Source organism: Flavobacterium xueshanense (assembly GCF_900112975.1).
GTDB lineage: Bacteria > Bacteroidota > Bacteroidia > Flavobacteriales > Flavobacteriaceae > Flavobacterium > Flavobacterium xueshanense.
This window is the reverse complement of sequence record NZ_FONQ01000013.1, coordinates 38,875-61,318: the sequence shown is the minus strand read 5'-3', so window position 1 is coordinate 61,318 and position 22,444 is coordinate 38,875. Positions and strand designations below refer to the sequence as shown.

Sequence of the window (22,444 nt, the reverse complement as noted above, 5' to 3'; positions counted from 1 at the left end):
AGATGAAAAAGATAAAAATTTTTACGGCAATTTTAGCCTTAGTCCTACTAAACTTTGCTTGCACGGGCGATTTCAGTGAACTCAATGAAGATCCAAATCGAATTGCTCAAATAAGTCCGGGAACTTTAATAAACCCAATCATTTATGGTCTTGCGGCACACAATGCAGGCCGAAGTGCCAATGTCACTTTCGATTTAATGCAGGTATCTTTGCCTTTTCCTAGTGTTTCCGGAGGGCTTCATCGCTATGATTTAAGTCAGGAAATAGGATATTCGTCTTGGGCAAATTATTACAAATGGCTGAATAATATAAAAGAAATGAAGGCCGCAGCCGTACGAGCAGAAGATCGCAATTATGAAGCGATTGCATTGACGTTAAATGCCTGGGTTTATGCTAACCTTACGGATATTTTTGGACCGGTTCCCATGACAGAAGCAGTTAACGGAGAGGAAGGCAATCTCTATCCTGCGTTTGATTCGCAGGAAGTGATTTATACCACTATTTTAGCTGATTTAGAGCGAGCCAATACACTGTATAATACCGCTACTCCTATGATTTATGCCAGTGATATTCTATTTCACAACGATATCACGAAATGGAAAAAGTTTACTAACTCTCTTCGAATGCGTTTATTATTGAGAATATCCAACCGTACGGAAGCCAATTCTTTTCAGAAATTGGCGACGATGATTCAAAATCCAACAAAATATCCTGTTTTTGAAAACACTTCCGAATCTGCGATTTTGGAAGTGACCGGAGTGACACCGAACGTTTCTCCCTGGGGAAGACCGCAGGATTTTAGTTTAAACACAAAAATAGCCTCCTTTTTCATTGACAATCTCAACACCATGGCAGATCCCCGAAGACCATTTATTGCCGGTGTTGCCCGAGACTTGAACAATGTTTCCATTGGATACAAGGGTATTCCCAGTGCCTATGCGGGTGCTGAATCTCAGTTTACTTATAATGCTTCTACTTTTAATGCCGCTCAGATTACCAATCCCATGAATATTTTCTTACTGACCTATGCCGAAGTCGAATTTATAAAAGCCGAAATGGCACAAAGAGGATTCACCAAGGGTGCCGAATCGCATTATAAAAAAGGAGTTCAGGCAGCTATGGAGCAATTGGGAGCCCAAATACCGACTACTTATTTTAATAATTCGCTGGCGGCGTATAATGACACTTTAGAAAGAATCATGCTTCAAAAGTATTATGCGCTTTACTTTATCGATTACCAGCAATGGTTTGAATACCGTAGAACAGGATTTCCTATACTTCCAAAAACGACTGCTATGGAGAATAATGGACTCATGCCGTCCCGTTTTTTCTATCCAACTAGTATTCAAATCAATAACCAAAAAAATTACCTCCAAGCATTAGAAATACTGGGCGCAGATGATATTAACACTAAAGTTTGGTGGGATAAATAAAAAATCTTAATTACATATAAATAAACGATGAAAAAAGTATTGTTATCCGCATATGCTCTTTTGTGCTCCATCCCTTTTATGGCACAAACCAATGTTCAGGGTTTTGTTTTCGAAGATCATAATCAGAACGGTAAAAAAGAACGAAATGAAAAAGGAATTGTCAATGTTTCCGTGACCAATGGTCTGGAAGTGGTCCTCACTGATGAAAAAGGCAGATACATCCTGCCGATTAGCGATGATGCAATCATAGCCGTAATTAAACCTGCCAATTATAGAGTTGGCGTAAATGAAAATAATCTGCCTCAATTTTTTTACAATCACAAACTTAAAGGTTCTCCTCAGTCAAAATATAAAGGAGTGAATCCAACGGGAAAACTGCCTGAATCAGTCGATTTTGGTTTAGTTCCACAACAGGAAAACCAAGAATTTACGGCCCTTATTTTTGGAGATCCGCAACCTTATACTCAGGCAGAAGTCGACTTTTTTGCCAAAGGAATTGTCGCTGAAGTAGAAGGTATCAAAAATGTCCCTTTCGGTTTGAGTTTGGGCGATTTGGTGGGGAATGATCTTGCTCTTTTTAATCCTTATATAAAAGCAGTTAAAAAAGCAGGAATTCCGTGGTACAATTTATTGGGAAATCACGATCTTAATTTTGATGCTACTACAGATGAAATGGCCGATGAAACTTATGAAGCCCATTTCGGCCCAGCCAATTATGCCTTTAATTATGGGAAAGTCCATTTCATCGTAATGGATAATGTGCTTTATCCTGATCCTCGAAATCAAAAAGGATATTGGGGTGGTTTTACACCAAAACAGTTACAGTTTATTGCCAATGATTTAAAACTGGTTCCAAAAGAACATTTAATAGTGCTGGCTTTTCATATTCCGATAAGTGAAACCGAGGGAGATTCATTCAGAGATGCAGATCGCGATCAGTTATTTGAACTTTTAAAAGATTTTCCAAACACTCTTTCTCTTTCAGCCCATACGCACATTCAGCGTCAGGATTACTTTGGAAAAACCGAAGGCTGGTTACAGGAAAAACCGCATCATCATTACAATGTAGGAACCACTTCCGGAGACTGGTATTCCGGAAAACTCAATGAACAAGGGGTTCCGGTTTCGACCATGCGCGATGGAACACCAAAGGGATACGCTTTTATTAATTTTAACGGAAATCAATACAGTTTAGATTATAAAGTTGCGGGTAAACTCAAAACCTACCAGATGGACATTTTCGCACCCAAAGTAGTAGAGAAAGGACGTTCTACCCGATCCGGAATTTATGTAAATTTCTTTATGGGAAGTAAAAACGACAGCATTCAATATCGTGTAGACCAAGGAGAATGGAAAGCGATGGAGTACGTAGAGGAAATAGATCCATCCTACGCCACGACGGTTTATGAATGGGATCTTACCGAAGTATTGATTCCTGGTAGACGCTCATCTAATCCTACCGAAAGTAAGCATCTTTGGAGAGGAAAAATCCCAACGGACCTTGAAATTGGAAAACATAATATCGAGATTAAAGCAATCGATCAATTTGGAAAAACCTATACCGAAACGGCTTCATACCGATTAGAGAATCACAAATAAACTTATTTTTTAAAGGCTCGCCAAAGATTTTATCTAAGCGAGCCTTTTTATATTTTAATAATATTTAAAAAATGCGTTTTCGATGTCAAATTAACCACAACCGAAGAGGATGTGAATGCAATTTTAAAAGAACTCGAAAATTAATAAATATAGAAAATAGTATGTGTTTTCATTCCAAACAAACCAAATTAGCATTAAAAGTAGAAAGCAGGTTCAATGCTACTATTGATAACCCGGTGGAATTCAAACCAAGTGCTAATATCAATGGTTTTGAATATCCCAAAACTCCTGTCATCATTGATGAAAAACCAAATATCATTACCCAATACAATTGGGGTTTGATACCTGCATGGGCGAAGGATGAAGAAATTAAAAAATTCACGCTAAACGCCAAAATAGAAAGGGTCAACGAAAAACCGTCCTTCAAAAATTCAGTTGATAAAAGATGCTTGGTTATTGCTAATGGATATTACGAATGGCAATGGTTAGATCCAAAAGGGAAAGAAAAACAAAAATACGAACTTCGCTTGGCCAGCGAAGAACTGTTTGCTTTTGCGGGTTTATATTCCCATTGGGTCGATAAAGAAACCGGAGAAATCAAAAACACCTACACGATACTCACGACCGAAGCCAATACACTTTTAGCTGAAATATACAATCATAAAAAAAGAATGCCTGTAGTTTTAAAACGAGAAGAGGAATCCAAATGGTTGAATCATGAACCAATAGAGCATTTTGCATTTCCTTATTCTGCAGATTTAATAGCTGTCAAATTATAAATGGTAATATTCAAAAACTACGGTTGTTTCTACTTTGGTTTCACCACGCTCTTCTAAAACAATATTGCCGCAAGGGATATGATTCTCTACAGCATTCAAAAAAGCTTCTCTCACTGCTTTTGATTCCGCATCCACATCAATTCCCAAAACTGTTTGAGGAACATCAAATCGGAATAAAACCCCATTAAACAAAGCTTCATCAATCCCATCAGCGCCATTATCAGGAACTAAGCCAAAATAGTTTATCGCTTCGGTATCATTCTGCAGCATCTCAACTATTTCATTTTGAAAATGAGAAAATAATTGATCTTCCGGAAGTTCGTTTGGTAAAGTAACGGCAGGGGCATCAATAATTAAAGAAAATATTACAGCATCATTTATCATCTTGATATTTTTTATAAAATTACAAAAAACTTTAGTATCAGGTTTAGTTACCTAAAAAATGTATCTGTCAAAAACAATTTTTAGGTAAATTATTAAACTTGTTCTAACCATTAATTACTGTCTTACCACAATATCTATCAAAATCAATTTCTGGAAATTTATAGGTTTCACTGCTTTGTTTTGGAGCCACTTTATGTTCATTTATCTCATTCTGATTGTGAAATTTCAAGTATTCTGGGAAAAATGGTTCCTTCCTGCTACTTGCTTCTTCAATGCTTATCTGATTAAAAACACTATTTTTCATATCTGTATTGTAAATGCTGTCTGAATTTGAAAGGACCGGAACTACACTTTTGACCATTATAAATCTTTTATCAAACTCTTTTATTGCCACTTCACAATCTAAATAAATACATTTGTCAATTGTATTTATTAATTCTAATTTGAGTTGGTTTTGTAGTTCTTTGTTTTCAATAATCTTTACATCCATTTTTTGACCCACTATTTGTCCAAGAATTAGTAGTAATTGGTGTGCGATTGGCCTATTGTTTATAAATCGGTTACGCTCTTCTAATTCACGCTCCTTTTTCTTGTTCTGTCTTGCCAAAGTGGCTTTCGAAGTTCTATTTGTTGTCGTAATCGGGTTAAGAGGTAAGCTCTTTATAGCAGTATTATAAAGAGCTTCCCTTTTAACTGTTTTTCGTGGGCTTCGCTCAATTCCATTACACAACGAATTAAACTTTTTAACGATAACATACACCAGTAAATTGTTTCTTTTATGTCCTTTAACAGATAGTTCATTTAGAAATCCATAATCATCATTTGAAATTCTTTCTTCTATTAAAAAATATAATTCCTTCAAATTATGGTTGTAATTCACAATTCCTCTAGCTGTATTTAATGACTTAACAAAATCACTTTTAACTTTAAATTTTAGTTCTTCAATTAATTCATAATCTCTCGCTTTTGTTAAAATATGTGAAGGATCATATTGATATCGCTTTACCTTGTAATACATTGCTCTTACATTATAGACAATATTAGTACATTCCCTAATATGCTTCAATATTAAATAGATGTGCCTAGGATTTGTAGTTTGTTTATTTAAATATTGTAAAGTTGAAAACATAACTTTACAATTAATATTAAATGAGGCATCATCAAGATAAAAATCATTCGTATTAAATGAGGCACTTATATATTTGTATTTTGCATCATAAAACCGAAAACCACATGCCGCCCCAAGCATGTTTGGTTTTGAATAATCATGTCTTGCAATTAAATTTAAGCCTTTTGGAATACTATTCATGTAGGCATAAGGCAGCCGTTTATTAGACAATTTAAAACTTTCTTTGCAGACAGGCCGCTTTAGCACCTTGAAGCCAAAATCACAATTTTGATTGACTTTTAAATTATAGGACTCCGCTTTTAGCTTTGTATCTAAAAATAGTAAGGCATCGTGCAACCTCGCTCCTCGCTCCAAATTATTTTGTTTAACAAAAGTATTGATAGCATTTTCCTCACGACGTGTCATAAATTGATAAAATTTTAAATGATCATTGTGAGTATAATATAGCAACATTGTAATATGTTCCTGAGAATAACCACACGAAATAAAAAATTTGGTCGTAAAATATTTTAGTTTGTATTCGCTACTGTTGCAAATTTTGTTAAACATGATTTTTGCTTCACTTCTGGAAATAGATTGTGACTTCATTAAATTATTATAGACCTTATCTTTTAACTTAGCGCCGGATAATGCATCCAAAAATGTTGGAAATGCACATTTGATATCACATTCAATAATTTTAAAAGGCGCCAAGGGTCTTAACTGTCTGGACATCTTGGTCAAAGGATTGTACTCTCGGTTATCTTTTATTTTAATTTTAAAATGAGTTGTAGAGAGGTCCAACTCTTTACACACCAGAAACAAAATACCAAAATACCACTGACTCACTAAAGAAAAGCCATTTATTGGAATTTGTATGATTTTTGCCTGGTCAATATCATTGTATTTTTTTTCTAAATAATCTCTATCGAAATTATAACTATCAATTGGAAGTTTGTCTCCCGTTTTTAAATAATGGTTAACAAAATCAATATGTTGGTGGTGTCCGAAATGTTCCGAATTAAAATACCAAGCACTTTGGATGATCAGCCAGCAATGCCTGTAGTAGGGCGCATTGTTTAACTTGTAAAAGGTAACGTCAATTTCATGAATTGCTGTGTAATCTGTCAAATTATCTGCATCTAAAAAGCCCTTGACCATATCCAAGGTGTAAATGTGATCTGTAAATTTACCCGTGAATATCTCAGAGAAAAAATAGGCCATTGCCAAACGTACTATTTCAGAGAATGGGATACCATTTCCATTTCTATTATCACCTTTAATATCATGTAAGGCATAAATAAAATTGGTCGCTATGTCAACGGATACCCGATTTTGAATATCCGTTTTTAAATTAGAACAATTAAAAAAGTCTAATATACACCATTTTGGAATGTACTTTTGGTGTCTGCTATTGTGTGAAGCCGCTTCCAAAACCGTTAAAAATTTAATGGTTTAACAGCCTGAAGTACCTGTTCTCTTGAGTAAAAAACTCGGTTACCAATTCCTAGACTCTTTAATTTCCCGCTTTTGGTGTGTTTCCACAATGTTGAAAAATTAATGCTCAGTAGAGCACAAACTTCCTTGCGGGTCATCAAATCATTTAGGGGTTGTGGATTTTCAACTTGTTTAAGTTGCATTAATGGATAGAGAGCATCAACTAACTCTTGTAGTGAAATGCCTTGTAAAAAAATTTGTTTCATTGTAATTCGGTTTAGTGAATCACAATGATATTTAGCCATTAGGGTATTATAAAAACATGCAAAAGGCAAAAATTAGGCAAATTTTAGGCAAAAAACATTTATTTAAACCTCATTGCGAAAATCAGCTGCAAATGCATTTAAAACTGGAATCTCATTGTCTTCAAAATCAAACTCAGCTGTCCTAAAAGTGGTTAATTTTATGTTGTGTTTTGATTCAATAAAAGTTTTATATTGATCAATGGTAAATGAAAATACGTAGATATTTTTATCAACCTTATTTTTAAGATAGTAGAAAATATTTATAAATTTTACTTTGCCTTTTTTTTCATAATTATCAATTAAATAATTGAAAAGTTCAAAACATTTTTCGTTCCAGTGGTTTCTATTGAAATCAGGTTTGTTTTTAATTTTATTTTTATTTGATTCAACTACGGTATCTTCTGTTTTTAAAAAGTTTTCAGTATTGGAAAATAAAAGCTTATCCACTTTTTTATTTATAAATTGCTGTTTCAATTCATTTTTACGTTCAATAAGATTTGGGAGAATGAATTTATTTAAAAAATTGAAGTCATTTGATTCATAACCTTTTGTTTGCTCTATTAAATGAAAAAAATGGGTCATTTTATTATGTCGTATTGCCTGATTAATTTTCTCTAAATCATGCCCCTCATTAAGCAAATCTTTTATCTGTATGTCCAATAATAATTTTGCATCAATCATTTCTCTGATGATAAATTCATATTCGGATTGAGTCTCAAATGGAAAATCATAGGACTCGTCAATAGTAATTAACATTCCGCTTTTAAGTTTAAAATCTTGATTACCGGTTAATACTCCTGCCAGTTTTAGATTCAAAACATTATTACAATCCCAGCTGAATAATAGGTTAATGTCTGATAATATTGCAACTGATAATTTCAAAAATTCCATATCAGCGCTATTATCGGCCCAATCATTCAACAAAACAGTATTGGTCAATATTTCTTGAGTTAAATCTGTAATATAGGTTGGTTTATTTTTTGCCATAAAAATTGCTATTATTATTCAGCGTTTTTTCTAATTACCTTCATAACAGGAGGCGCTTGTATTTTAGGTGTTAATTTACTGAAATATTCTAACATATGATAAGCACTATCGTAGGAAGTCTTACCGATGTATGCCAAGAACATTCTCTCAGAACCATGCCCTGTAATATCCTTTAAAATTGGAGTTGGAATACGCCCATAAAAATTGGTTGCAAAAGAGCGTCTACAGATGTGACTGCTAACCATTTTATATTTTGGGTAAGTATCTTTGACATTTGGTTTTCCTTGATTAATTTTTTTACGCCCTTTAGTTGGAGTGTGGAGCTCTGCCGCTTCGCAAATGTCTTTTATGTATTCATTAAAATGAACAAGTGATGTTTTGTACGGCAAACCACTTTCTATAACATGGATAGCTTCCGGCAATAAAGGTATTGCCACTATTTTGCCAGTTTTTTGTTGTTTTAATTCAATAATTTTTATGCCATTGATTTCTTTGATATTTTTTTGGGTGATGTTCAGCAAATCGCCGCCCCGCTGTCCGATCAAGCAACCCAACAAAAGCCATTTACGGGCATTAATTAATGCTTCCCTGATAAGGGGTGCTTTTTTGATTGCTTCTTGTTCTTCTTCGCTTAAAAAAACGATGTCTTCTGGTTCTTTACTTTCTGATATTCCTTTGATATTTTTAATCTGTGGGGAGGTTTCTATATCATTTTTGGAAGCATCCAGACAAATCGTTCTGACATTGGCAATGTTTTTGCCGACGTAGTTCGGGGAATAGCCCAGATTAAACAACCACATTTTGTATTTTTCCACCCACTTTAAATCAATCTCTTTAATCAATATGCTTTTCTTGTTTAAAGCATCTCCTTCATACCGCCCAATGGTCTTCTTAAAAAGTTTTAAATTCTGGACGCGTCCGTTACTCAATCCAAGTCCTTTTTTGGCGTTTTGTTTGAATGGTGCTTCGTCAATGTATTTTTGAATATAGGCCGTCAAAACGTCCAAATCGACCACGGGAATTTTATTGTTGTACAAATCAATTTGAAGTTGCAGCCACTCGCCATCAAATTCGATTCCGGCACTAATGGTTTTATTGTGTGCTTCATTGATAAAAAGGGCTAATTTTTCCAATTTTGATTTTAACCCTTTCAAATCTTCATTGCTCGTTTTTGGCAATGATTTGTCCTCGCTCCAATCTTTGGCATCGATCATAAAACCCGTTTTGCGTTTCAACACAATATTTCGGTTAATGGAATACCGAACATAGATATTGGAGTTTTCTTTTTTGCTCTGAAGCAAGAATTTTACAGTAGCCATTTTTTGATTATTTTAGTCCAATCAAATATAGCTAAATAATATAAATCTAGTCAACCGTTAGTCAACCGATTTCATATTTAATCATATTTGGTCATATTCGGATACATCTAAAAAAATACAAAGCATTGATTAACAGTGGTTTTAAGTGTTTTTAAAAATATCGAAATATGTGGGTAATGTCCCCGCCGTGGTCACAAAACAAAATGCTTCTGAAACAATCAAGTATACTTGAAGGTTTCAGAAGCATTTTGCTTTTTACAAAAAATCATTTTATGGAAAATAATGAGGCGATAATAGTAAACAATCGTTTTTTTCAATTTTGAAAAACATTTCCTAACGCGTTTAAAAAAAAAATAACCATCAAAATTCCCACGGACAGGCTTCCTGCAAAAAAGAAGAAAGTACCAATGTATAAAAATGTTGTATTGTTTTTTGCTTTTATAGGTTTACCGCTTTGTCTTTCTGGTGCTGTGTTTCCCATCTTTAGTGCTGTATTAATTCGATAAATAATGATTCCATTGAAAATCTCTACTTATGCAAAATTACGGGTATCAAAAGGCTTTCACAATACCAACTTTTAGTGATTTTTTAATTGAATCTAAGATTGATAAAGTTTATTCAAAATAAAACCCATTTCTATTCGTTAACTAAATAACTAAAAAAAGAATTGTACCTTTATATAATTGTTACCTATTAATAATTAAAGAAATTCCCCCAATTTCAAACCTTAAATTTTATGAGAAAATTAGTCCTACTAGCATTATTATTAAGTTCCTTAGCAGGATGGAGTCAAAATCCAATCGCTTATGACTTATTTGACAAAGCGTTAAAGAAAGCAGAAGTCGGAAACAACAAAGGCGCCATCGATGATTACAGCAAAGCGATTAGAATTGATCCTTTATTCGCCTCGGCCTACTTGAACAGAGCTCTTTTGAAACAAAAATTAGGCGACATTAAAGGTGCTTTAAACGATGTAGACACAACAATAAAAGTAGAACCTAAAAGAAGTGATGCTTACACCACAAGAGCCGACATTAACTATAAAGCGAAGAATTACAAAAGTACTATCGAAGATTGCACCATGTCTATTAGTTTAAACGAAAAGGATTATATCGCGTATAATTTAAGAGGCCTTTCTAATTTTCATTCTAAAAATAAGAAAAATGCCTGTGCCGATTTTACAAAAGCAATCCAATTAGGCAGTCAGAGTGCCGTAAAAAACAAAAAAATGTTTTGTAAATAACAGGTTGACACAAATTATTCAAAATTTACCCCATAAAAAAAGCGTCTTGAAACTATCAAGACGCTTTTCATTAACTGTAAACCCGTTTATTTCAGTAATTGCTGTAATGGTTTCAATTGTTCTAAATCGATGTTGGATTGTTGTAACACACTTATCATATTCATCACACTCGTAGGGTTCATATCTTTACCCAAAATTCGGACCACCGCAAAACCATTTTCTTTTTTATTGGCATAAAAAACAAATTCCTCGATGTGTTCATCGGTACCAACAAAGCTAACCGAAGCACCTTCTTTGCCTGAACCAAATTTCATCAGTTGCTGATACTTTTTGTCTTTTAAAATTAAGTCAACTTTGGCGCGTTCCGTTTCAAACTCCGCCTTGTTGGTCTCATTTAATCTGAAAGCCAGCACATTCATTTTGTCAAAGGATTTCAAAGCATCAATTTGTGCCACTGACAATTTTGTTTTATCCACATTCAAAATATCGGGAGAAACATCAAGTGCAACAAAATTTTTATTTTCGGTGTTTTCCACAAAATACTTTTGCAAGGTTGGCTCCGAGTTGCAACTAATCAGGAACAAACTGATAATTAGTGCAATTCCATAGATCATTTTCATCTTATTTTTTACCTTTAGTTGCTTTCTTCAAGTCATCGCCTCCAGGAATTCTCATCTTATCGGTAAGAATCGAAATTTCATTCAAATCAAAAGTACCGGTCAGAGACATTAGAACCGTATCGTCATTTTTAGCCCCTTCAATAAACATCAGTAATTCTTTTATTTGTGAATCAGTTGAACCTGATTTTACCAAAATTTTTATGTTTCTGCCATTCTCATTTACGCGCATCAACTCTTCTAAGCCGGCTGATTTGATGTACTTGTCAGCAACTAATTTCATTTCTCCTTCTACTCGAGTGCTTTTGGTAGTGAAAACTTTTAAATTATCAAGCTTTTTAATTAACGCCAAGTATTGTTGGGTTTCTTTATCAGAAGCGTCAACTTTTACTTTACTCATCAAGTCAAACATTTTTTTATTGACAATAATTGAGGTTACATCATCTTGTCCGTCGAATTTATCGAAGGCTGTTTGCGCAAAAATTGGACTCGCAATAAAAACCAGTAATACGATGATTAAAAACTTTTTAGCTGAACTTAGACGTGAGTTCTTTTGAATCTGTTTTGCTGGTGTGCAAAAACTTGGATTGGGATTGATTGATTTCATTTTTTTTAATTTGTTTACTTTTATTTTAATTGACTGTAGCGTTTTACGCCTTGATTATTATTTTTCGGAAGATATTAAATGCCTCCGGATTTATTTTTTTCTTTTCTGAACACTTTATTTTTAGCAATTTGGTATTCTTCAATATACTGTACACTTTCTATGCCAACGTTTACATTATTCGACAATAAAGACAACGCTTTTTGAGTTGCTTTGAAAGCTAGTTCAGGATCATCATAGGTTCCTAAATCTTTATTTTCAGTCACCGGTTCCGAATCATAATACATATACGTTCCTATTCCCATCAAAACAACAACCGAAGCTGCAATAGAGACCCAGACTAAATTCCTTTTTTTATTCCTGTTTTCAACTGTACTAATTTCGAATGCTGGAATTTCCTGCTTGAACTGCTGCACTTTTGCAACAGCAAAATGGTTAAATAATGATGCATATTGTTGTAAATGTGGAGCAACTTCGGGTGACGCAAAATAATCCTGCAATTCTTGCTCGTCATTAAGCGTGGTTTCCCCTTCAAAATATTTTTCTAATAACGTTTCTACTTTATATAATTCCATAATTATGTGTTTTTGTCATGTATTCTCGTATCGTTTTTCGTGCTCTGGAAAGTGAAACTCTAATGGCACTCTCGGTCATATTAAGCATTTTAGCCATTTCTTCAAATTCGTACTGCTCAATATCCCTGAGTTGAATAATCATTCGTTGTTGCTCTGGCAATTGACTTATACTTCTTTCAACCCAATTCAAACTATCATTATCTTCCAGTTTCTTGTCTAAAGCGGGAGCTGCATCTGTATAGTTAGTAGAAACAATTTTCAGATTATCTGCTCGTTTGGATTTCAATTGGTCTAAACAATAATTTTTTGTAATGGTCATCGCAAATGCCTCAATACTGCTGCAACTGGAAAGCCCTCCATTCTTGCTCCATAATTTCACCAAAACTTCTTGAGTCGCATCTTCGGCTTCCTCGGTACTCACCAGCAATCGCTTGGCCAACCTGAAGACTTTGTCTTTGAAAGGAGCCACAATTAGCACAAACTCATTTTGGTTCATAAAAATTAGGTATTAAACTGATTATATAATTAAGACGATTCAAATTTATTTTTGCAACATAGAACATAAAATAAAACTAAAGTTAGTATTTTTACGTTAATTAAGATTAAAACAAATATATGAGAACTGCATTCAAATTTACACTTTTATTATTCATCGCTACGTTTACATTCCAAAGTTGTCAGGACAATGATGATATTGCACCGCCAGCCAGTTTAGAAATCCAGGATTTCATCTGGAAAGGCATGAACCAATACTATTTATGGCAAGCTGATGTTCCAAATTTAGCAGATAACCGTTTTGCAGATCAAACTGCATTAAACACTTTTCTAAGAGGTTATCCGGTTCCTGAGGATTTATTTGCTGCTTTAAGAGTGAGTACTTCTATCGATAAATTCAGTTGGATTGTAAGTGATTATTTAGAGCTCGAAGGAACTCTTCAAGGAACTACAAAAAACAACGGAATCGATTTTGGTTTAAGCTTTAAACCAGGAAGTACTACCGAAATATTTGGTTATGTTCGTTATATTATTGCAAATTCAGATGCTTCTACTAAAAATATTAAGCGTGGTGATTTTTTTACGGCTGTAAATGGAACACAACTGACTGTCAGCAATTATAAATCATTACTTTTTGGTGCCAACGAAAGTTACACGCTAAATCTTGCGGAATTCAGCGGAACTACAATTGTTGGGAATGAAAAATCAGTCTCATTAACAAAAACAGTACTTTCTGAAAACCCAATTTTAATCAATAAAGTAATCACTTCTGGTGCTCACAAAATAGGATATTTGATGTACAATGGTTTTTATGCCAATTATGACAAGCAGTTAAACGATGCTTTTGCTGCTCTAAAATCACAAGGAGTTACGGACTTAGTATTAGATTTAAGATACAATAGTGGTGGTTCCGTGCAATCTGCGACACGATTGGCAAGTATGATTACTGGACAATTGACAGGAAAAGTTTTTGCAAAACAACAATGGAATGCGAAAATCAATGCCTATTTCGAAGCTGAAAATCCAAGTGCTTTATTCAATTATTTTACAGATAAAATTGAGTCAACAACAATAAACAGCTTGAACTTAACTAAAGTTTACATCTTAACTAGCGCAAGTTCAGCATCAGCAAGCGAACTTGTAATCAATGGATTAGAACCTCACATCAATGTAATACAAATTGGTGATGTAACGGTAGGAAAAAATGTTGGATCTGTTACTCTTTATGATTCCCCAAGTTTTGGTTCAGAAAATAGAAATCCAAACCATAGATATGCGATGCAGCCTATTGTATTAAAAATTGTCAACTCAGTTGGGTTTGGAGATTATTTCAAAGGATTGCAACCTGATTTTTCAGTAAAAGAGACTTTGAGCACATTAGGCGTTCTTGGTGACACAGCTGAACCTTTATTAAGCACAGCTATCGGAAAAATAACCGGGACATCACGTATGTCAAGACAAATCCCAGGAAAAGAATTTGACTTTTTCACTGATGCAAAATCGATAAAAGGAATGCAAAACCAAATGTATATTGAGAAAGCACCGGAAGGACTTTTGAAAGCTTTGGAATAAAAATACCGTTACACAATAAATCTTACTTTTTATAAGTTATTATTGAATAACCAATTAAAACAAAATCAAATGAAAAAAGCAATTCCGTTCTTTCTGACTTTTGCAACCATTGTATCTTTTGCATTCGTAACAACAAACACTGGAAAATCCAAACATATCAATGTTGTTATTGATGCCGGGCACGGCGGATCCGATTTTGGAGCTACTTCGAGCAGCAGCAATGAAAAACAAATTGTAGCCCAAATAACGGATAAAATCAAATTTTTGAATAAAAACGAAAATGTTACTATTCACCTCACGAGAATTGGAGATCAATTTCTTTCTTTGAGCGACCGTTCTGCACTGATTAACAAGATTAAACCTGATTTAGTTTTGTCATTGCATATTAATCAAAATGCAAATGTAGCAAAATCAGGAATGGAATTTTATGTTGCTACAGAGTCGATTGCGAACGAAAAGTCAAATGAAATTGCGGTTGAACTTCGCAACAAATTTATCCGCAATACTACTATAAAATCATCTGAAGTAAAGAAAGCTCCCTTTTATATTTTAAAAAAATCGGAAGTTCCGGCAGTACTTGTTGAATTGGGTTATATGTCTAATCTTGATGATAGAGAATATTTAACAAATGATTTGGAACAAAACAAAATTGCAGCAACTATCGTAGAATTCATTTCAGAGTTGAAATAACAATAAGTTACAAACAAGAAAAGGCTTTCAGCGATGAAAGCCTTTTTCTGTTTACATAGATTCGAATTACAATTTGATATTCATACCTAATTTAAAATTTCTTCCTAAAGTATTATAGCCTACATTTTCAATAAAATCAGCGTTCAACATATTGCTTACCGCACCAAAAACGGACAATCTGTTTTTTACCAATTCATACCGAACAGAGGAATTTATTAACTGATACGAACCTAAAACAATCTTTGTTGTAGCAAAGCTGTTTCCATCAAAAAAAGCATCATTTCTACTGTCAACATATTGATAATCTAGGTTCAAAAACAACCTATTATTGATTTGAAAATCCAATGCTGAATTCACTTTATGTTTGGGAATCAATCGATCCAGTGCGCTATCCACTTGCGTAAAAGTATAATTTGAATTCCAGTGGATTTTTTCGCTCAAGGCAAAAGAGGCTTCGATTTCAACTCCTTTCGCTTTATTCAATCCGTCAATATTAATGTAGTTCGAATCAAAAGTTACCGGATTGAAATAAAATCCAATGAAATTAGTTTGCTCACGGTAAAAAGCAACTGTATTCAGTTTTATTTTTTTATTCGATAATAGCGTCTCAAAACCTGCTTCCAAAGTCCTATTTTTCTCTGGTGTCAAATTGGAATTTCCATATTCAGAATACAATTGATACAAACTTGGCGTTACAAAAGCAGTGCTGTAAGATGCTAAAATCTTCAGTGGAATCGATTTAAAATCATACGATGGATTTACACTATAAACCAATTGATTACCATATTGACTGTGGATATTCAACCGCGCTCCAGCATTCAAATTCAACCCAAAATCCGTGGTAAAAACACCCGTGACATAAGGATCAATCATATTGAATTTAGTAGCTTCCTTCAAAATTCCGCCAAAAGGAGTGATGCTATTCATGTCATGAAACTGATATTGCGCTCCGGCAACTAGGAAGAAAGATTCTGAAAATTCGTATTTGTTATAACCATCTACGTTGACACTTCGGGATTCATACTCCGAAAATCCTGGCGTATTTGAATAAAAATCGAAGTCGTTATATGTACGTACGATTTTGTTAAAGCTGGAATTCATAACAAATTCCCCTTTGGAATATTTGTATTTTGGTAAAAAACCAAAACGAAATTGTTCCGATTCTGTGGAATTCAAATCGGTATCATTTGTACCGGTGTTATCAAAAGAAGCATCATAATCAGAGCCTATTTTATCATAATTACCAAAGAAATCTAATGTCAATTTTTCTGTAACTTTGTATCCTAACTTTGCAAGATAATTGATTCTGGAAAAACGATCCTCTTCGTAATTGTCAGATGGATTTACAGGAGCAATTTGTGACATTCCACTTATTTCAGCACTATTTAAAGACACAAAATAATTCACCTTATTAGCATTTCCGTTAACCGAAAAACCTTGATTGTAATTTTGTGAGCTGGTTTTATCAGTATTTGAAGTATTATTGGTTCCCACATTTACATACGCATTCCCTTCAATAGATTTCTTGCCTGATTTTTTCAAAGTAATATTTATTACTCCAGTTGCAGCGCCTGAACCATACAACGTGCTGGCTGCACCTTTCATAATTTCAACACTTTCCACCTGCTCCACCGGAAGCAAACGCAAATCATATTCAAAACTAATTCCTGACGCATCATTCACCGGAATTCCATCAATAAGAATCAACACTTGATTGTTTTTTCCACCCCGAATGTAATACCCTAAATTTTTGCCGGCAACACTTTGGTTCCCGTTAATTTCTAATCCCGCAACAGAGCTTAAAATGTTTGCCAGGCTTTGTCCGGCCTTGTTTTTTAAATCCTCAGCTGTAATTTTAGTGATTACTTTTCCTGATTTTTCTTTTGCTAAAGCAAATTTGGAGTCGGAAACCACCACTTCTTTCAATTCATCTTCAGAAGTGATAGTTTGATTTTGTTGCGCAAAAGCACAGGTTGTCATTAATACGAATAACGTACTAATACGAACGATTTTTTTGTTCATTTTATTAAACATTTAGTAACAGCTATTTTCTGCTACATGACTAAAAAAGGGGAGAAAAGCATAGAATTACCCATACCCAAACCTTTTTTCCCGAAAGTTTGATACTCGATGTAGTAGGCAGGTCTCCTGGCTTGCGTCTTGTTGTTTACCTTCTCATTCGTGATTTAGGATTGTAGATTTTTTATTAAGGATTTTTCAATCCTAATTCCCAAATCATTAATTCTTGAATTTTCGAACAATGGTTTTGTAGTTAACAACAAGCTTGATAGCTTACAGTTGCGGGTACAGCCCAGGATTTTAAATTCTTGATTTAGGATTCTTGATTTAGGATTTAACTCCTGAAATCTGAATCCTGAAATCTGTAATCTTTCACCTGATTCCCTTTTAATGCTGGTTTGAAAAAACAAAACAGCAACCTCATTACGGGTGCAAATATAGCTTTATGATTGGAATAAAAAATAAAATTTGATTTTTAAAACGGATTAAATATACCTTTGCAGTTCTTGAAAATCATTTTATGAAATCATTTTTATTAAAATTTACGCTCTTTTTATTTGTCGTCACTTTAGGTGGATGCAAACAAAATGACAAGACTTCCACTGTTGCAATTACAACCTCAACTAACGAAGTTCAGTATGCGGAAGGTTTGGAAATCTATAAATACCCAGGCTATACAATTGTAAAAGTCACCCGACCTTGGCCAGAAGCCAATGAAAATTTCACTTATGTTTTACAAGAAAAAAACGGTATTATTCCGGATAGTTTAAAACAGTTTTCCATCATTCCAATTCCAATACAATCGATTGTTGTTACCTCGACCACTCACATTCCGGCACTTGAAATGCTGGGCGTCGAAAATACTTTGGTTGGTTTCCCGAACACCAATTATATTTCATCTGAGAAAACCAGAAAACGCATTGATTCCGGAAAAGTAAAAGAAGTAGGAACCAATGAAACTCTAAACACCGAAGTTTTGATAGATATGGCTCCAAATGCCATCGTCAGTTTTGGTTTGAATGACAGTAATCCAACGCTCGATAATCTTCAAAAAAGCGGTTTGAAAGTACTGTTAAATGGCGATTGGGCAGAACAATCACCACTTGGAAAAGCGGAATGGATCAAGTTTTTTGGGGCCTTGTACGGATTAGATTCCAAAGCAAATACTATCTTTTCCGAAATCGAAAAGGAATACACAAACACTTTGACTTTAGCCAAAAAAACAACTTCAAAACCTACCGTTTTGAGCGGTGCAATGTTTCAGGATCAATGGTATGTGCCTCAAGGCGACAGTTGGGCAGCATTATTTTTAAAAGACGCGTATTCAAATTATTTGTGGGCTGACTCAAAGGGAACTGGTAGTTTGCCCTTGCCATTTGAAAAAATTTTAGAAAAAGCTAAAAATGCCGAATATTGGATTGCTCCCGGAGATTTTTCTTCGTTAAAACAAATGAGCGACAGTAATCCGCATTACAGTGAATTTGCCTCTTTTAAAAATAAAAAAGTATATTCGTACGGCATAAATAAAGGCGCAAAAGGTGGGATTTTATATTTCGAATGGTCTCCTACCCGACCTGATTGGGTCCTGAAAGATTTGATTAAAATTTTTCATCCAGAGTTGCTACCAAATCACAAACTTTTTTTCTTTCAGAAATTAGAATAAATTGACCAAAACCAACCGAAATACCGTGCTCTTTATCTTCCTGACCATCGGGATGATTTTTTTGTTTCTCATAAACATCAGTTTAGGATCCGTTTCCATTCCTGTAAAAGATGTTTTTAGGAGTCTAACCGGAGAAAATGCGAGCAAAGAAACCTGGGAATATATCATAATTAATTACCGCTTACCAAAAGCCACTGCCGCTATTCTTGTTGGAATGGGATTATCCATCAGCGGCTTATTAATGCAAACATTATTTAGAAATCCATTGGCTGGGCCTTACGTACTTGGATTGAGTTCCGGTGCCAGTTTAGGTGTTGCAATCGTCATTTTGGGCGCAACACTGTTACCGCCATTTTTAGCGACACTTTTACTTTCTTCTTACGGGATTATTCTGGCATCAAGTCTGGGTAGTTTTACAGTTTTACTGGCTGTTTTAGCCGTTTCCCATCGGTTGCGAGATACCATGGCCATTTTAATTGTTGGACTAATGTTTGGAAGTTTAACCAGCGCCATTGTTGGAACGCTGACGTATTTTAGCACTGCAGAACAATTGCAGAAATTTACATTCTGGTCTTTAGGAAATCTTGGCAATTTGTCTTGGACCTCCATTTCTCTTTTGTCCATCTTTGTGGCCATTGGGTTATTGCTAAGTTTGCTCAGCATCAAACCTTTAAATTCCTTACTTCTGGGAGAAAATTATGCCAAAAGTTTAGGTTTAAATTATAAAAAATCACGATTGATTATCATTTTTGCGACCAGTATTTTAGCGGGAAGCATTACTGCTTTTGCAGGGCCAATTGCATTTATAGGATTAGCTGTGCCACATATTGCAAAATTGGTTTTTCAGACCAGTAATCACACTATTTTATTTTGGAGCACGATACTTTTCGGAGCGATTATCATGCTTATTTGCGACAGTATTTCGCAACTTCCCGGCAGTGATTTTACGTTACCAATCAATGCTGTGACTTCCATATTTGGCGCACCGATTGTAATTTGGCTGTTAATCAGCAAACGTAAAATGATCGGATAATGGAAAATAAAATCATCTTACAGGCTTCCCAAATCAGTATTGGTTATTCTCACAAAAGAGAAAATACCATTGTTGCTTCAAACATTGATTTGTGTTTAGAAAAAGGTAAACTGATTGCTTTAATTGGCGCAAACGGAATTGGTAAATCGACGCTTTTACGAACGATAACCGGTATTCAAAAAACGATTTCAGGAACCGTTATGTTCAATGGGACAAACATTTATGAAATAGACGCTTTAACTTTAGCCCAAAATCTGAGTGTGGTTCTAACTGAAAAATTGCCTCCCAGTAATCTTACTGTTTTTGAATTGATTGCTTTGGGAAGACAGCCATACACGAATTGGATTGGAAAATTAACCGCTGAAGATATCGTGAAAGTGAATGAAGCGATGGAATTGACTCAAATAACTCATTTAGCGGCCAAAAGGCATTACGAAATTAGTGATGGGCAACTGCAAATAGTGTTAATTGCTCGAGCTTTAGCGCAAGATACACCGTTGATTATTCTAGATGAACCCACAACACACTTGGATTTATTGCATAAAGTGGTACTGTTTAAACTCTTGAAAAAACTCACTCAGGAAACTCAAAAATGCATCCTTTTTTCTACTCACGATATTGACATGGCGATACAATTGAGTGACGAAATGATCATTATGACTCCGGAAAATATAGTTCAAGATCAACCGTGTAATTTTATTCTGAAAGGTACTTTTAATACCCTTTTTAAAGACGAGCATATTGTTTTTGATGCTGATAAAGGGAAATTTATAATTTCTTAAAACTTCAAACTAAGTTGTCTTTTTGCTTCTCCAATGACAAAGGCCACCGAATTTGCGATGTTGAAACTTCTGATCAATGAAGACATAGGAATCGTAAGATGATTCGGGAATTCGTTTAAAACAGCTTCACTCAAACCTTTACTTTCTTTTCCAAAAACCAACCAGTCCCCATCCTGAAAATCAGTTTCCAAATACGATTTTTCAGCATGGGAACTCATCAGGAAAACTCGGGACAAATCAGGAATCTGAGCTTTCCATTCAGCTACATTTTGATATTCGGTTACATCCAGATGCACCCAATAATCTAAACCGGAACGTTTTAAGTTTTTATCATTAATAAGAAATCCAAAAGGGTGAATTAAGTGTAAGCGGCTTTCGGTGCCAACGCACAATCGGCCAATATTTCCGGTATTATTTGGTATTTCGGGTTCTACTAAAACGATATTTAACATTATAATTATTGTTATTTTTTATTATTACTTCTCATTCAAATCGACTGCAAAATCAGGCACTTCTAAAACTTCGCCAGCCTGTAAATCATAGAGTTGTAGATTTCCTATTCGGACCCGAACTAAACGCAACGTAGGAAAACCAACAGCTGCGGTCATTTTTCGGACTTGACGAAACTTCCCTTCATAAACCGTTATTGATGCCCAGGAAGTTGGACCGTGACGTTCGTCACGTATTTTTTTTCCTCTGGCTCCAAATGCGGGGATTTGATTTATTAATGACGCTTTGCAAGGTTTCGTTATATATTTCGTGCCATTAAAACCTATTTCGACACCTTTTTGCAATTGCTCAATCGCTTCCTGATTGATAACCCCATCGACTTGGACATAATATTCCTTGTCGACTTTCTTGCTCCGAATGATTTCGCTCATCATCCCATCAGTAGTCAGCAACAATAATCCTTCGGAATCTTCGTCAAGACGGCCAATTGCCATTGTTCCTTTGGGAAAATCATACAGTTCTCCCAGCAGTTTCTTTTTCCTTTTTAACTCGTAAATAAACTGACTTAAATATCCGTAAGGCTTGTGAATGATGAAGTGCGAATGGGACATTTTATTAAATTATTTGTGCGTGCAAAGATAGTTTTGTTTTCGCTGGATTAAAAACTGTGAAGCCATACATTTATTGGTGTAAACAAAAAGCTATGTTAAATAATTCGATTATATCGCAATAATGACGTACTATTAACAAAGTTATCAGAATTAATTTTAAAATTACAGAATATGGAAAGCAACGATTTAGGTTCAAAGAAAACAAATAACAAGCAAAATACAAACGAGGGATTTAGCGGTCAGAATCTAGCCCAAAATACGAATCCTGAAGTATCCCATTTAAAATCAGAAGTGGAAACTGATTCACATGGAAATCAAAAAATTGTACAAAGAGCACGAAATATAGAAGGAACTTTAGAACAAAATGAGGATACTACTCCTAAAAATTTAAGTTCTGATACCGCAAATGTTTCTGAAGAACAAGCTAAAAAAATGGTAGAAAATAAAGATCATAACTCGGATATCACTCCTAATCGTTATCCAAATGAACATCCTGATAATAAGGAAGACAGAGGGAATATTAAACTGGATGATTAAAAATTGATTTTTTTTAAAAAGGCCAATATGAAAACCGATTCATATTGGCCTTTTTTATTTTTAAATATTTTAAAAAAGTAAAATAAGTGGATTTTATTTAGCTATTATTTATGGATAGCCCCTTTTACTTACGGTTTTACTTGGTTAATTTTATAATATTCTCTTAACTTAAGATATATTATTTTTACCGCTTAATCCAATT

23 protein-coding genes and 1 riboswitch are annotated in these 22,444 nt (G+C 34.4%); of the genes, 10 read left to right on the top strand and 13 right to left on the bottom strand.

Features of this window, described 5'->3' with window-relative positions:
* Window positions 1-2 precede the first annotated feature (2 nt).
* The 3 genes from BMZ76_RS12050 (at window position 3) to BMZ76_RS12040 (ending at window position 3,811) form a co-directional block, all read left to right on the top strand.
* On the top strand, window positions 3-1,433 hold the full coding sequence (locus BMZ76_RS12050; protein WP_091206836.1) for a SusD/RagB family nutrient-binding outer membrane lipoprotein: 1,431 nt from the start codon (window positions 3-5) through the stop codon (window positions 1,431-1,433).
* Window positions 1,434-1,460: 27 nt separating this feature from the next.
* Complete coding sequence (locus tag BMZ76_RS12045) at window positions 1,461-3,032, top strand: calcineurin-like phosphoesterase C-terminal domain-containing protein (protein WP_091206834.1); 1,572 nt, start codon at window positions 1,461-1,463, stop codon at window positions 3,030-3,032.
* A gap of 161 nt (window positions 3,033-3,193) precedes the next feature.
* The gene (locus tag BMZ76_RS12040; protein WP_091206831.1) at window positions 3,194-3,811 is read left to right on the top strand and encodes an SOS response-associated peptidase; all 618 of its coding nucleotides are present in this window, start codon (window positions 3,194-3,196) and stop codon (window positions 3,809-3,811) included.
* On the opposite strand, the gene BMZ76_RS12035 is transcribed toward BMZ76_RS12040, so the two are convergent.
* The 6 genes from BMZ76_RS12035 to BMZ76_RS15925 form a co-directional block, all read right to left on the bottom strand.
* Window positions 3,806-4,195, bottom strand: a complete 390-nt coding sequence (locus tag BMZ76_RS12035; RefSeq protein WP_091206828.1) for a hypothetical protein — start codon at window positions 4,193-4,195, stop codon at window positions 3,806-3,808. The genes BMZ76_RS12040 and BMZ76_RS12035 overlap by 6 nt on opposite strands.
* 103 nt (window positions 4,196-4,298) lie before the next feature.
* On the bottom strand, window positions 4,299-6,737 hold the full coding sequence (locus BMZ76_RS12030) for a hypothetical protein (RefSeq protein WP_091206824.1): 2,439 nt from the start codon (window positions 6,735-6,737) through the stop codon (window positions 4,299-4,301).
* A gap of 5 nt (window positions 6,738-6,742) precedes the next feature.
* Window positions 6,743-7,006 (bottom strand): helix-turn-helix domain-containing protein, encoded by a 264-nt coding sequence (locus BMZ76_RS12025; RefSeq protein WP_167547459.1) that lies wholly within the window; start codon window positions 7,004-7,006, stop codon window positions 6,743-6,745.
* Window positions 7,007-7,108: 102 nt separating this feature from the next.
* Window positions 7,109-8,032, bottom strand: a complete 924-nt coding sequence (locus tag BMZ76_RS12020; RefSeq protein WP_091206817.1) for a hypothetical protein — start codon at window positions 8,030-8,032, stop codon at window positions 7,109-7,111.
* Window positions 8,033-8,046: 14 nt separating this feature from the next.
* Window positions 8,047-9,351, bottom strand: coding sequence for a phage integrase SAM-like domain-containing protein (locus BMZ76_RS12015; RefSeq protein WP_091206814.1), 1,305 nt, complete (start codon window positions 9,349-9,351; stop codon window positions 8,047-8,049).
* A gap of 313 nt (window positions 9,352-9,664) precedes the next feature.
* On the bottom strand, window positions 9,665-9,832 hold the full coding sequence (locus tag BMZ76_RS15925; protein WP_167547458.1) for a hypothetical protein: 168 nt from the start codon (window positions 9,830-9,832) through the stop codon (window positions 9,665-9,667).
* Window positions 9,833-10,087: 255 nt separating this feature from the next.
* Here BMZ76_RS15925 and BMZ76_RS12010 point away from each other — a divergent pair, with 255 nt between their 5' ends.
* Window positions 10,088-10,594: a tetratricopeptide repeat protein gene (locus BMZ76_RS12010; protein ID WP_091206811.1), complete on the top strand. Its 507-nt coding sequence runs from the start codon at window positions 10,088-10,090 to the stop codon at window positions 10,592-10,594.
* 86 nt (window positions 10,595-10,680) lie between these two features.
* Here BMZ76_RS12010 and BMZ76_RS12005 read toward each other — a convergent pair whose 3' ends face one another.
* From BMZ76_RS12005 to BMZ76_RS11990, 4 genes are all read right to left on the bottom strand, one after another.
* The gene (locus tag BMZ76_RS12005) at window positions 10,681-11,214 is read right to left on the bottom strand and encodes a DUF4252 domain-containing protein (protein ID WP_091206807.1); all 534 of its coding nucleotides are present in this window, start codon (window positions 11,212-11,214) and stop codon (window positions 10,681-10,683) included.
* Window position 11,215: 1 nt separating this feature from the next.
* On the bottom strand, window positions 11,216-11,818 hold the full coding sequence (locus tag BMZ76_RS12000; protein WP_091206804.1) for a DUF4252 domain-containing protein: 603 nt from the start codon (window positions 11,816-11,818) through the stop codon (window positions 11,216-11,218).
* A gap of 74 nt (window positions 11,819-11,892) precedes the next feature.
* A complete protein-coding gene (locus BMZ76_RS11995) occupies window positions 11,893-12,390 on the bottom strand; it encodes a hypothetical protein (protein ID WP_091206801.1) in 498 nt (165 codons plus the stop codon).
* Window positions 12,377-12,886: an RNA polymerase sigma factor gene (locus tag BMZ76_RS11990; RefSeq protein ID WP_091206797.1), complete on the bottom strand. Its 510-nt coding sequence runs from the start codon at window positions 12,884-12,886 to the stop codon at window positions 12,377-12,379. Before BMZ76_RS11990 ends, BMZ76_RS11995 begins: the two co-directional genes overlap by 14 nt.
* A gap of 119 nt (window positions 12,887-13,005) precedes the next feature.
* Here BMZ76_RS11990 and BMZ76_RS11985 point away from each other — a divergent pair, with 119 nt between their 5' ends.
* Both BMZ76_RS11985 and BMZ76_RS11980 read left to right on the top strand, forming a co-directional pair.
* Window positions 13,006-14,457 carry a S41 family peptidase gene (locus BMZ76_RS11985; RefSeq protein WP_091206793.1) on the top strand — a complete coding sequence of 484 codons (1,452 nt, stop codon included), beginning with the start codon at window positions 13,006-13,008 and terminating at the stop codon, window positions 14,455-14,457.
* A 69-nt stretch (window positions 14,458-14,526) separates the two neighbouring features.
* A complete protein-coding gene (locus BMZ76_RS11980) occupies window positions 14,527-15,147 on the top strand; it encodes an N-acetylmuramoyl-L-alanine amidase family protein (RefSeq protein ID WP_143071090.1) in 621 nt (206 codons plus the stop codon).
* A gap of 66 nt (window positions 15,148-15,213) precedes the next feature.
* Here BMZ76_RS11980 and BMZ76_RS11975 read toward each other — a convergent pair whose 3' ends face one another.
* The gene (locus BMZ76_RS11975; RefSeq protein ID WP_244281807.1) at window positions 15,214-17,169 is read right to left on the bottom strand and encodes a TonB-dependent receptor plug domain-containing protein; all 1,956 of its coding nucleotides are present in this window, start codon (window positions 17,167-17,169) and stop codon (window positions 15,214-15,216) included.
* Window positions 17,170-17,268: 99 nt separating this feature from the next.
* Window positions 17,269-17,604: riboswitch (cobalamin riboswitch) on the bottom strand.
* A gap of 82 nt (window positions 17,605-17,686) precedes the next feature.
* On the opposite strand from BMZ76_RS11975, the gene BMZ76_RS11970 reads away from it, so the two are divergent.
* The 3 genes from BMZ76_RS11970 to BMZ76_RS11960 are packed head-to-tail and all read left to right on the top strand — an operon-like array spanning window position 17,687 to window position 20,644.
* A complete protein-coding gene (locus tag BMZ76_RS11970) occupies window positions 17,687-18,829 on the top strand; it encodes an ABC transporter substrate-binding protein (protein WP_091206784.1) in 1,143 nt (380 codons plus the stop codon).
* A 1-nt stretch (window position 18,830) separates the two neighbouring features.
* Window positions 18,831-19,862 carry an iron ABC transporter permease gene (locus tag BMZ76_RS11965; protein WP_244281806.1) on the top strand — a complete coding sequence of 344 codons (1,032 nt, stop codon included), beginning with the start codon at window positions 18,831-18,833 and terminating at the stop codon, window positions 19,860-19,862.
* Window positions 19,862-20,644, top strand: coding sequence for an ABC transporter ATP-binding protein (locus tag BMZ76_RS11960; RefSeq protein ID WP_091206779.1), 783 nt, complete (start codon window positions 19,862-19,864; stop codon window positions 20,642-20,644). The genes BMZ76_RS11965 and BMZ76_RS11960 overlap by 1 nt, the downstream gene beginning before the upstream one ends.
* On the opposite strand, the gene BMZ76_RS11955 is transcribed toward BMZ76_RS11960, so the two are convergent.
* Both BMZ76_RS11955 and BMZ76_RS11950 read right to left on the bottom strand, forming a co-directional pair.
* Complete coding sequence (locus BMZ76_RS11955; RefSeq protein WP_091206776.1) at window positions 20,641-21,096, bottom strand: tRNA (cytidine(34)-2'-O)-methyltransferase; 456 nt, start codon at window positions 21,094-21,096, stop codon at window positions 20,641-20,643. The two genes, BMZ76_RS11960 and BMZ76_RS11955, sit on opposite strands and share 4 nt — an antisense overlap.
* Before the next feature lie 24 nt (window positions 21,097-21,120).
* Window positions 21,121-21,705 (bottom strand): pseudouridine synthase, encoded by a 585-nt coding sequence (locus BMZ76_RS11950; protein ID WP_091206771.1) that lies wholly within the window; start codon window positions 21,703-21,705, stop codon window positions 21,121-21,123.
* Window positions 21,706-21,876: 171 nt separating this feature from the next.
* On the opposite strand from BMZ76_RS11950, the gene BMZ76_RS11945 reads away from it, so the two are divergent.
* The gene (locus BMZ76_RS11945) at window positions 21,877-22,242 is read left to right on the top strand and encodes a hypothetical protein (RefSeq protein WP_091206768.1); all 366 of its coding nucleotides are present in this window, start codon (window positions 21,877-21,879) and stop codon (window positions 22,240-22,242) included.
* Window positions 22,243-22,444: the final 202 nt, after the last annotated feature.

Excerpts from the sequence above, each read along its gene's own strand:
- BMZ76_RS12050 (WP_091206836.1), top strand. The coding sequence starts at position 3 with ATGAAAAAGATAAAAATTTTTACGGCAATTTTAGCCTTAGTCCTACTA.
- BMZ76_RS12045 (WP_091206834.1), top strand. The coding sequence starts at position 1,461 with ATGAAAAAAGTATTGTTATCCGCATATGCTCTTTTGTGCTCCATCCCT.
- BMZ76_RS12040 (WP_091206831.1), top strand. The coding sequence starts at position 3,194 with ATGTGTTTTCATTCCAAACAAACCAAATTAGCATTAAAAGTAGAAAGC.
- BMZ76_RS12035 (WP_091206828.1), bottom strand. The coding sequence starts at position 4,195 with ATGATAAATGATGCTGTAATATTTTCTTTAATTATTGATGCCCCTGCC.
- BMZ76_RS12025 (WP_167547459.1), bottom strand. The coding sequence starts at position 7,006 with ATGAAACAAATTTTTTTACAAGGCATTTCACTACAAGAGTTAGTTGAT.
- BMZ76_RS12020 (WP_091206817.1), bottom strand. The coding sequence starts at position 8,032 with ATGGCAAAAAATAAACCAACCTATATTACAGATTTAACTCAAGAAATA.
- BMZ76_RS12015 (WP_091206814.1), bottom strand. The coding sequence starts at position 9,351 with ATGGCTACTGTAAAATTCTTGCTTCAGAGCAAAAAAGAAAACTCCAAT.
- BMZ76_RS15925 (WP_167547458.1), bottom strand. The coding sequence starts at position 9,832 with ATGGGAAACACAGCACCAGAAAGACAAAGCGGTAAACCTATAAAAGCA.
- BMZ76_RS12010 (WP_091206811.1), top strand. The coding sequence starts at position 10,088 with ATGAGAAAATTAGTCCTACTAGCATTATTATTAAGTTCCTTAGCAGGA.
- BMZ76_RS12005 (WP_091206807.1), bottom strand. The coding sequence starts at position 11,214 with ATGAAAATGATCTATGGAATTGCACTAATTATCAGTTTGTTCCTGATT.
- BMZ76_RS12000 (WP_091206804.1), bottom strand. The coding sequence starts at position 11,818 with ATGAAATCAATCAATCCCAATCCAAGTTTTTGCACACCAGCAAAACAG.
- BMZ76_RS11995 (WP_091206801.1), bottom strand. The coding sequence starts at position 12,390 with ATGGAATTATATAAAGTAGAAACGTTATTAGAAAAATATTTTGAAGGG.
- BMZ76_RS11990 (WP_091206797.1), bottom strand. The coding sequence starts at position 12,886 with ATGAACCAAAATGAGTTTGTGCTAATTGTGGCTCCTTTCAAAGACAAA.
- BMZ76_RS11985 (WP_091206793.1), top strand. The coding sequence starts at position 13,006 with ATGAGAACTGCATTCAAATTTACACTTTTATTATTCATCGCTACGTTT.
- BMZ76_RS11980 (WP_143071090.1), top strand. The coding sequence starts at position 14,527 with ATGAAAAAAGCAATTCCGTTCTTTCTGACTTTTGCAACCATTGTATCT.
- BMZ76_RS11975 (WP_244281807.1), bottom strand. The coding sequence starts at position 17,169 with ATGAACAAAAAAATCGTTCGTATTAGTACGTTATTCGTATTAATGACA.
- BMZ76_RS11970 (WP_091206784.1), top strand. The coding sequence starts at position 17,687 with ATGAAATCATTTTTATTAAAATTTACGCTCTTTTTATTTGTCGTCACT.
- BMZ76_RS11960 (WP_091206779.1), top strand. The coding sequence starts at position 19,862 with ATGGAAAATAAAATCATCTTACAGGCTTCCCAAATCAGTATTGGTTAT.
- BMZ76_RS11955 (WP_091206776.1), bottom strand. The coding sequence starts at position 21,096 with ATGTTAAATATCGTTTTAGTAGAACCCGAAATACCAAATAATACCGGA.
- BMZ76_RS11950 (WP_091206771.1), bottom strand. The coding sequence starts at position 21,705 with ATGTCCCATTCGCACTTCATCATTCACAAGCCTTACGGATATTTAAGT.
- BMZ76_RS11945 (WP_091206768.1), top strand. The coding sequence starts at position 21,877 with ATGGAAAGCAACGATTTAGGTTCAAAGAAAACAAATAACAAGCAAAAT.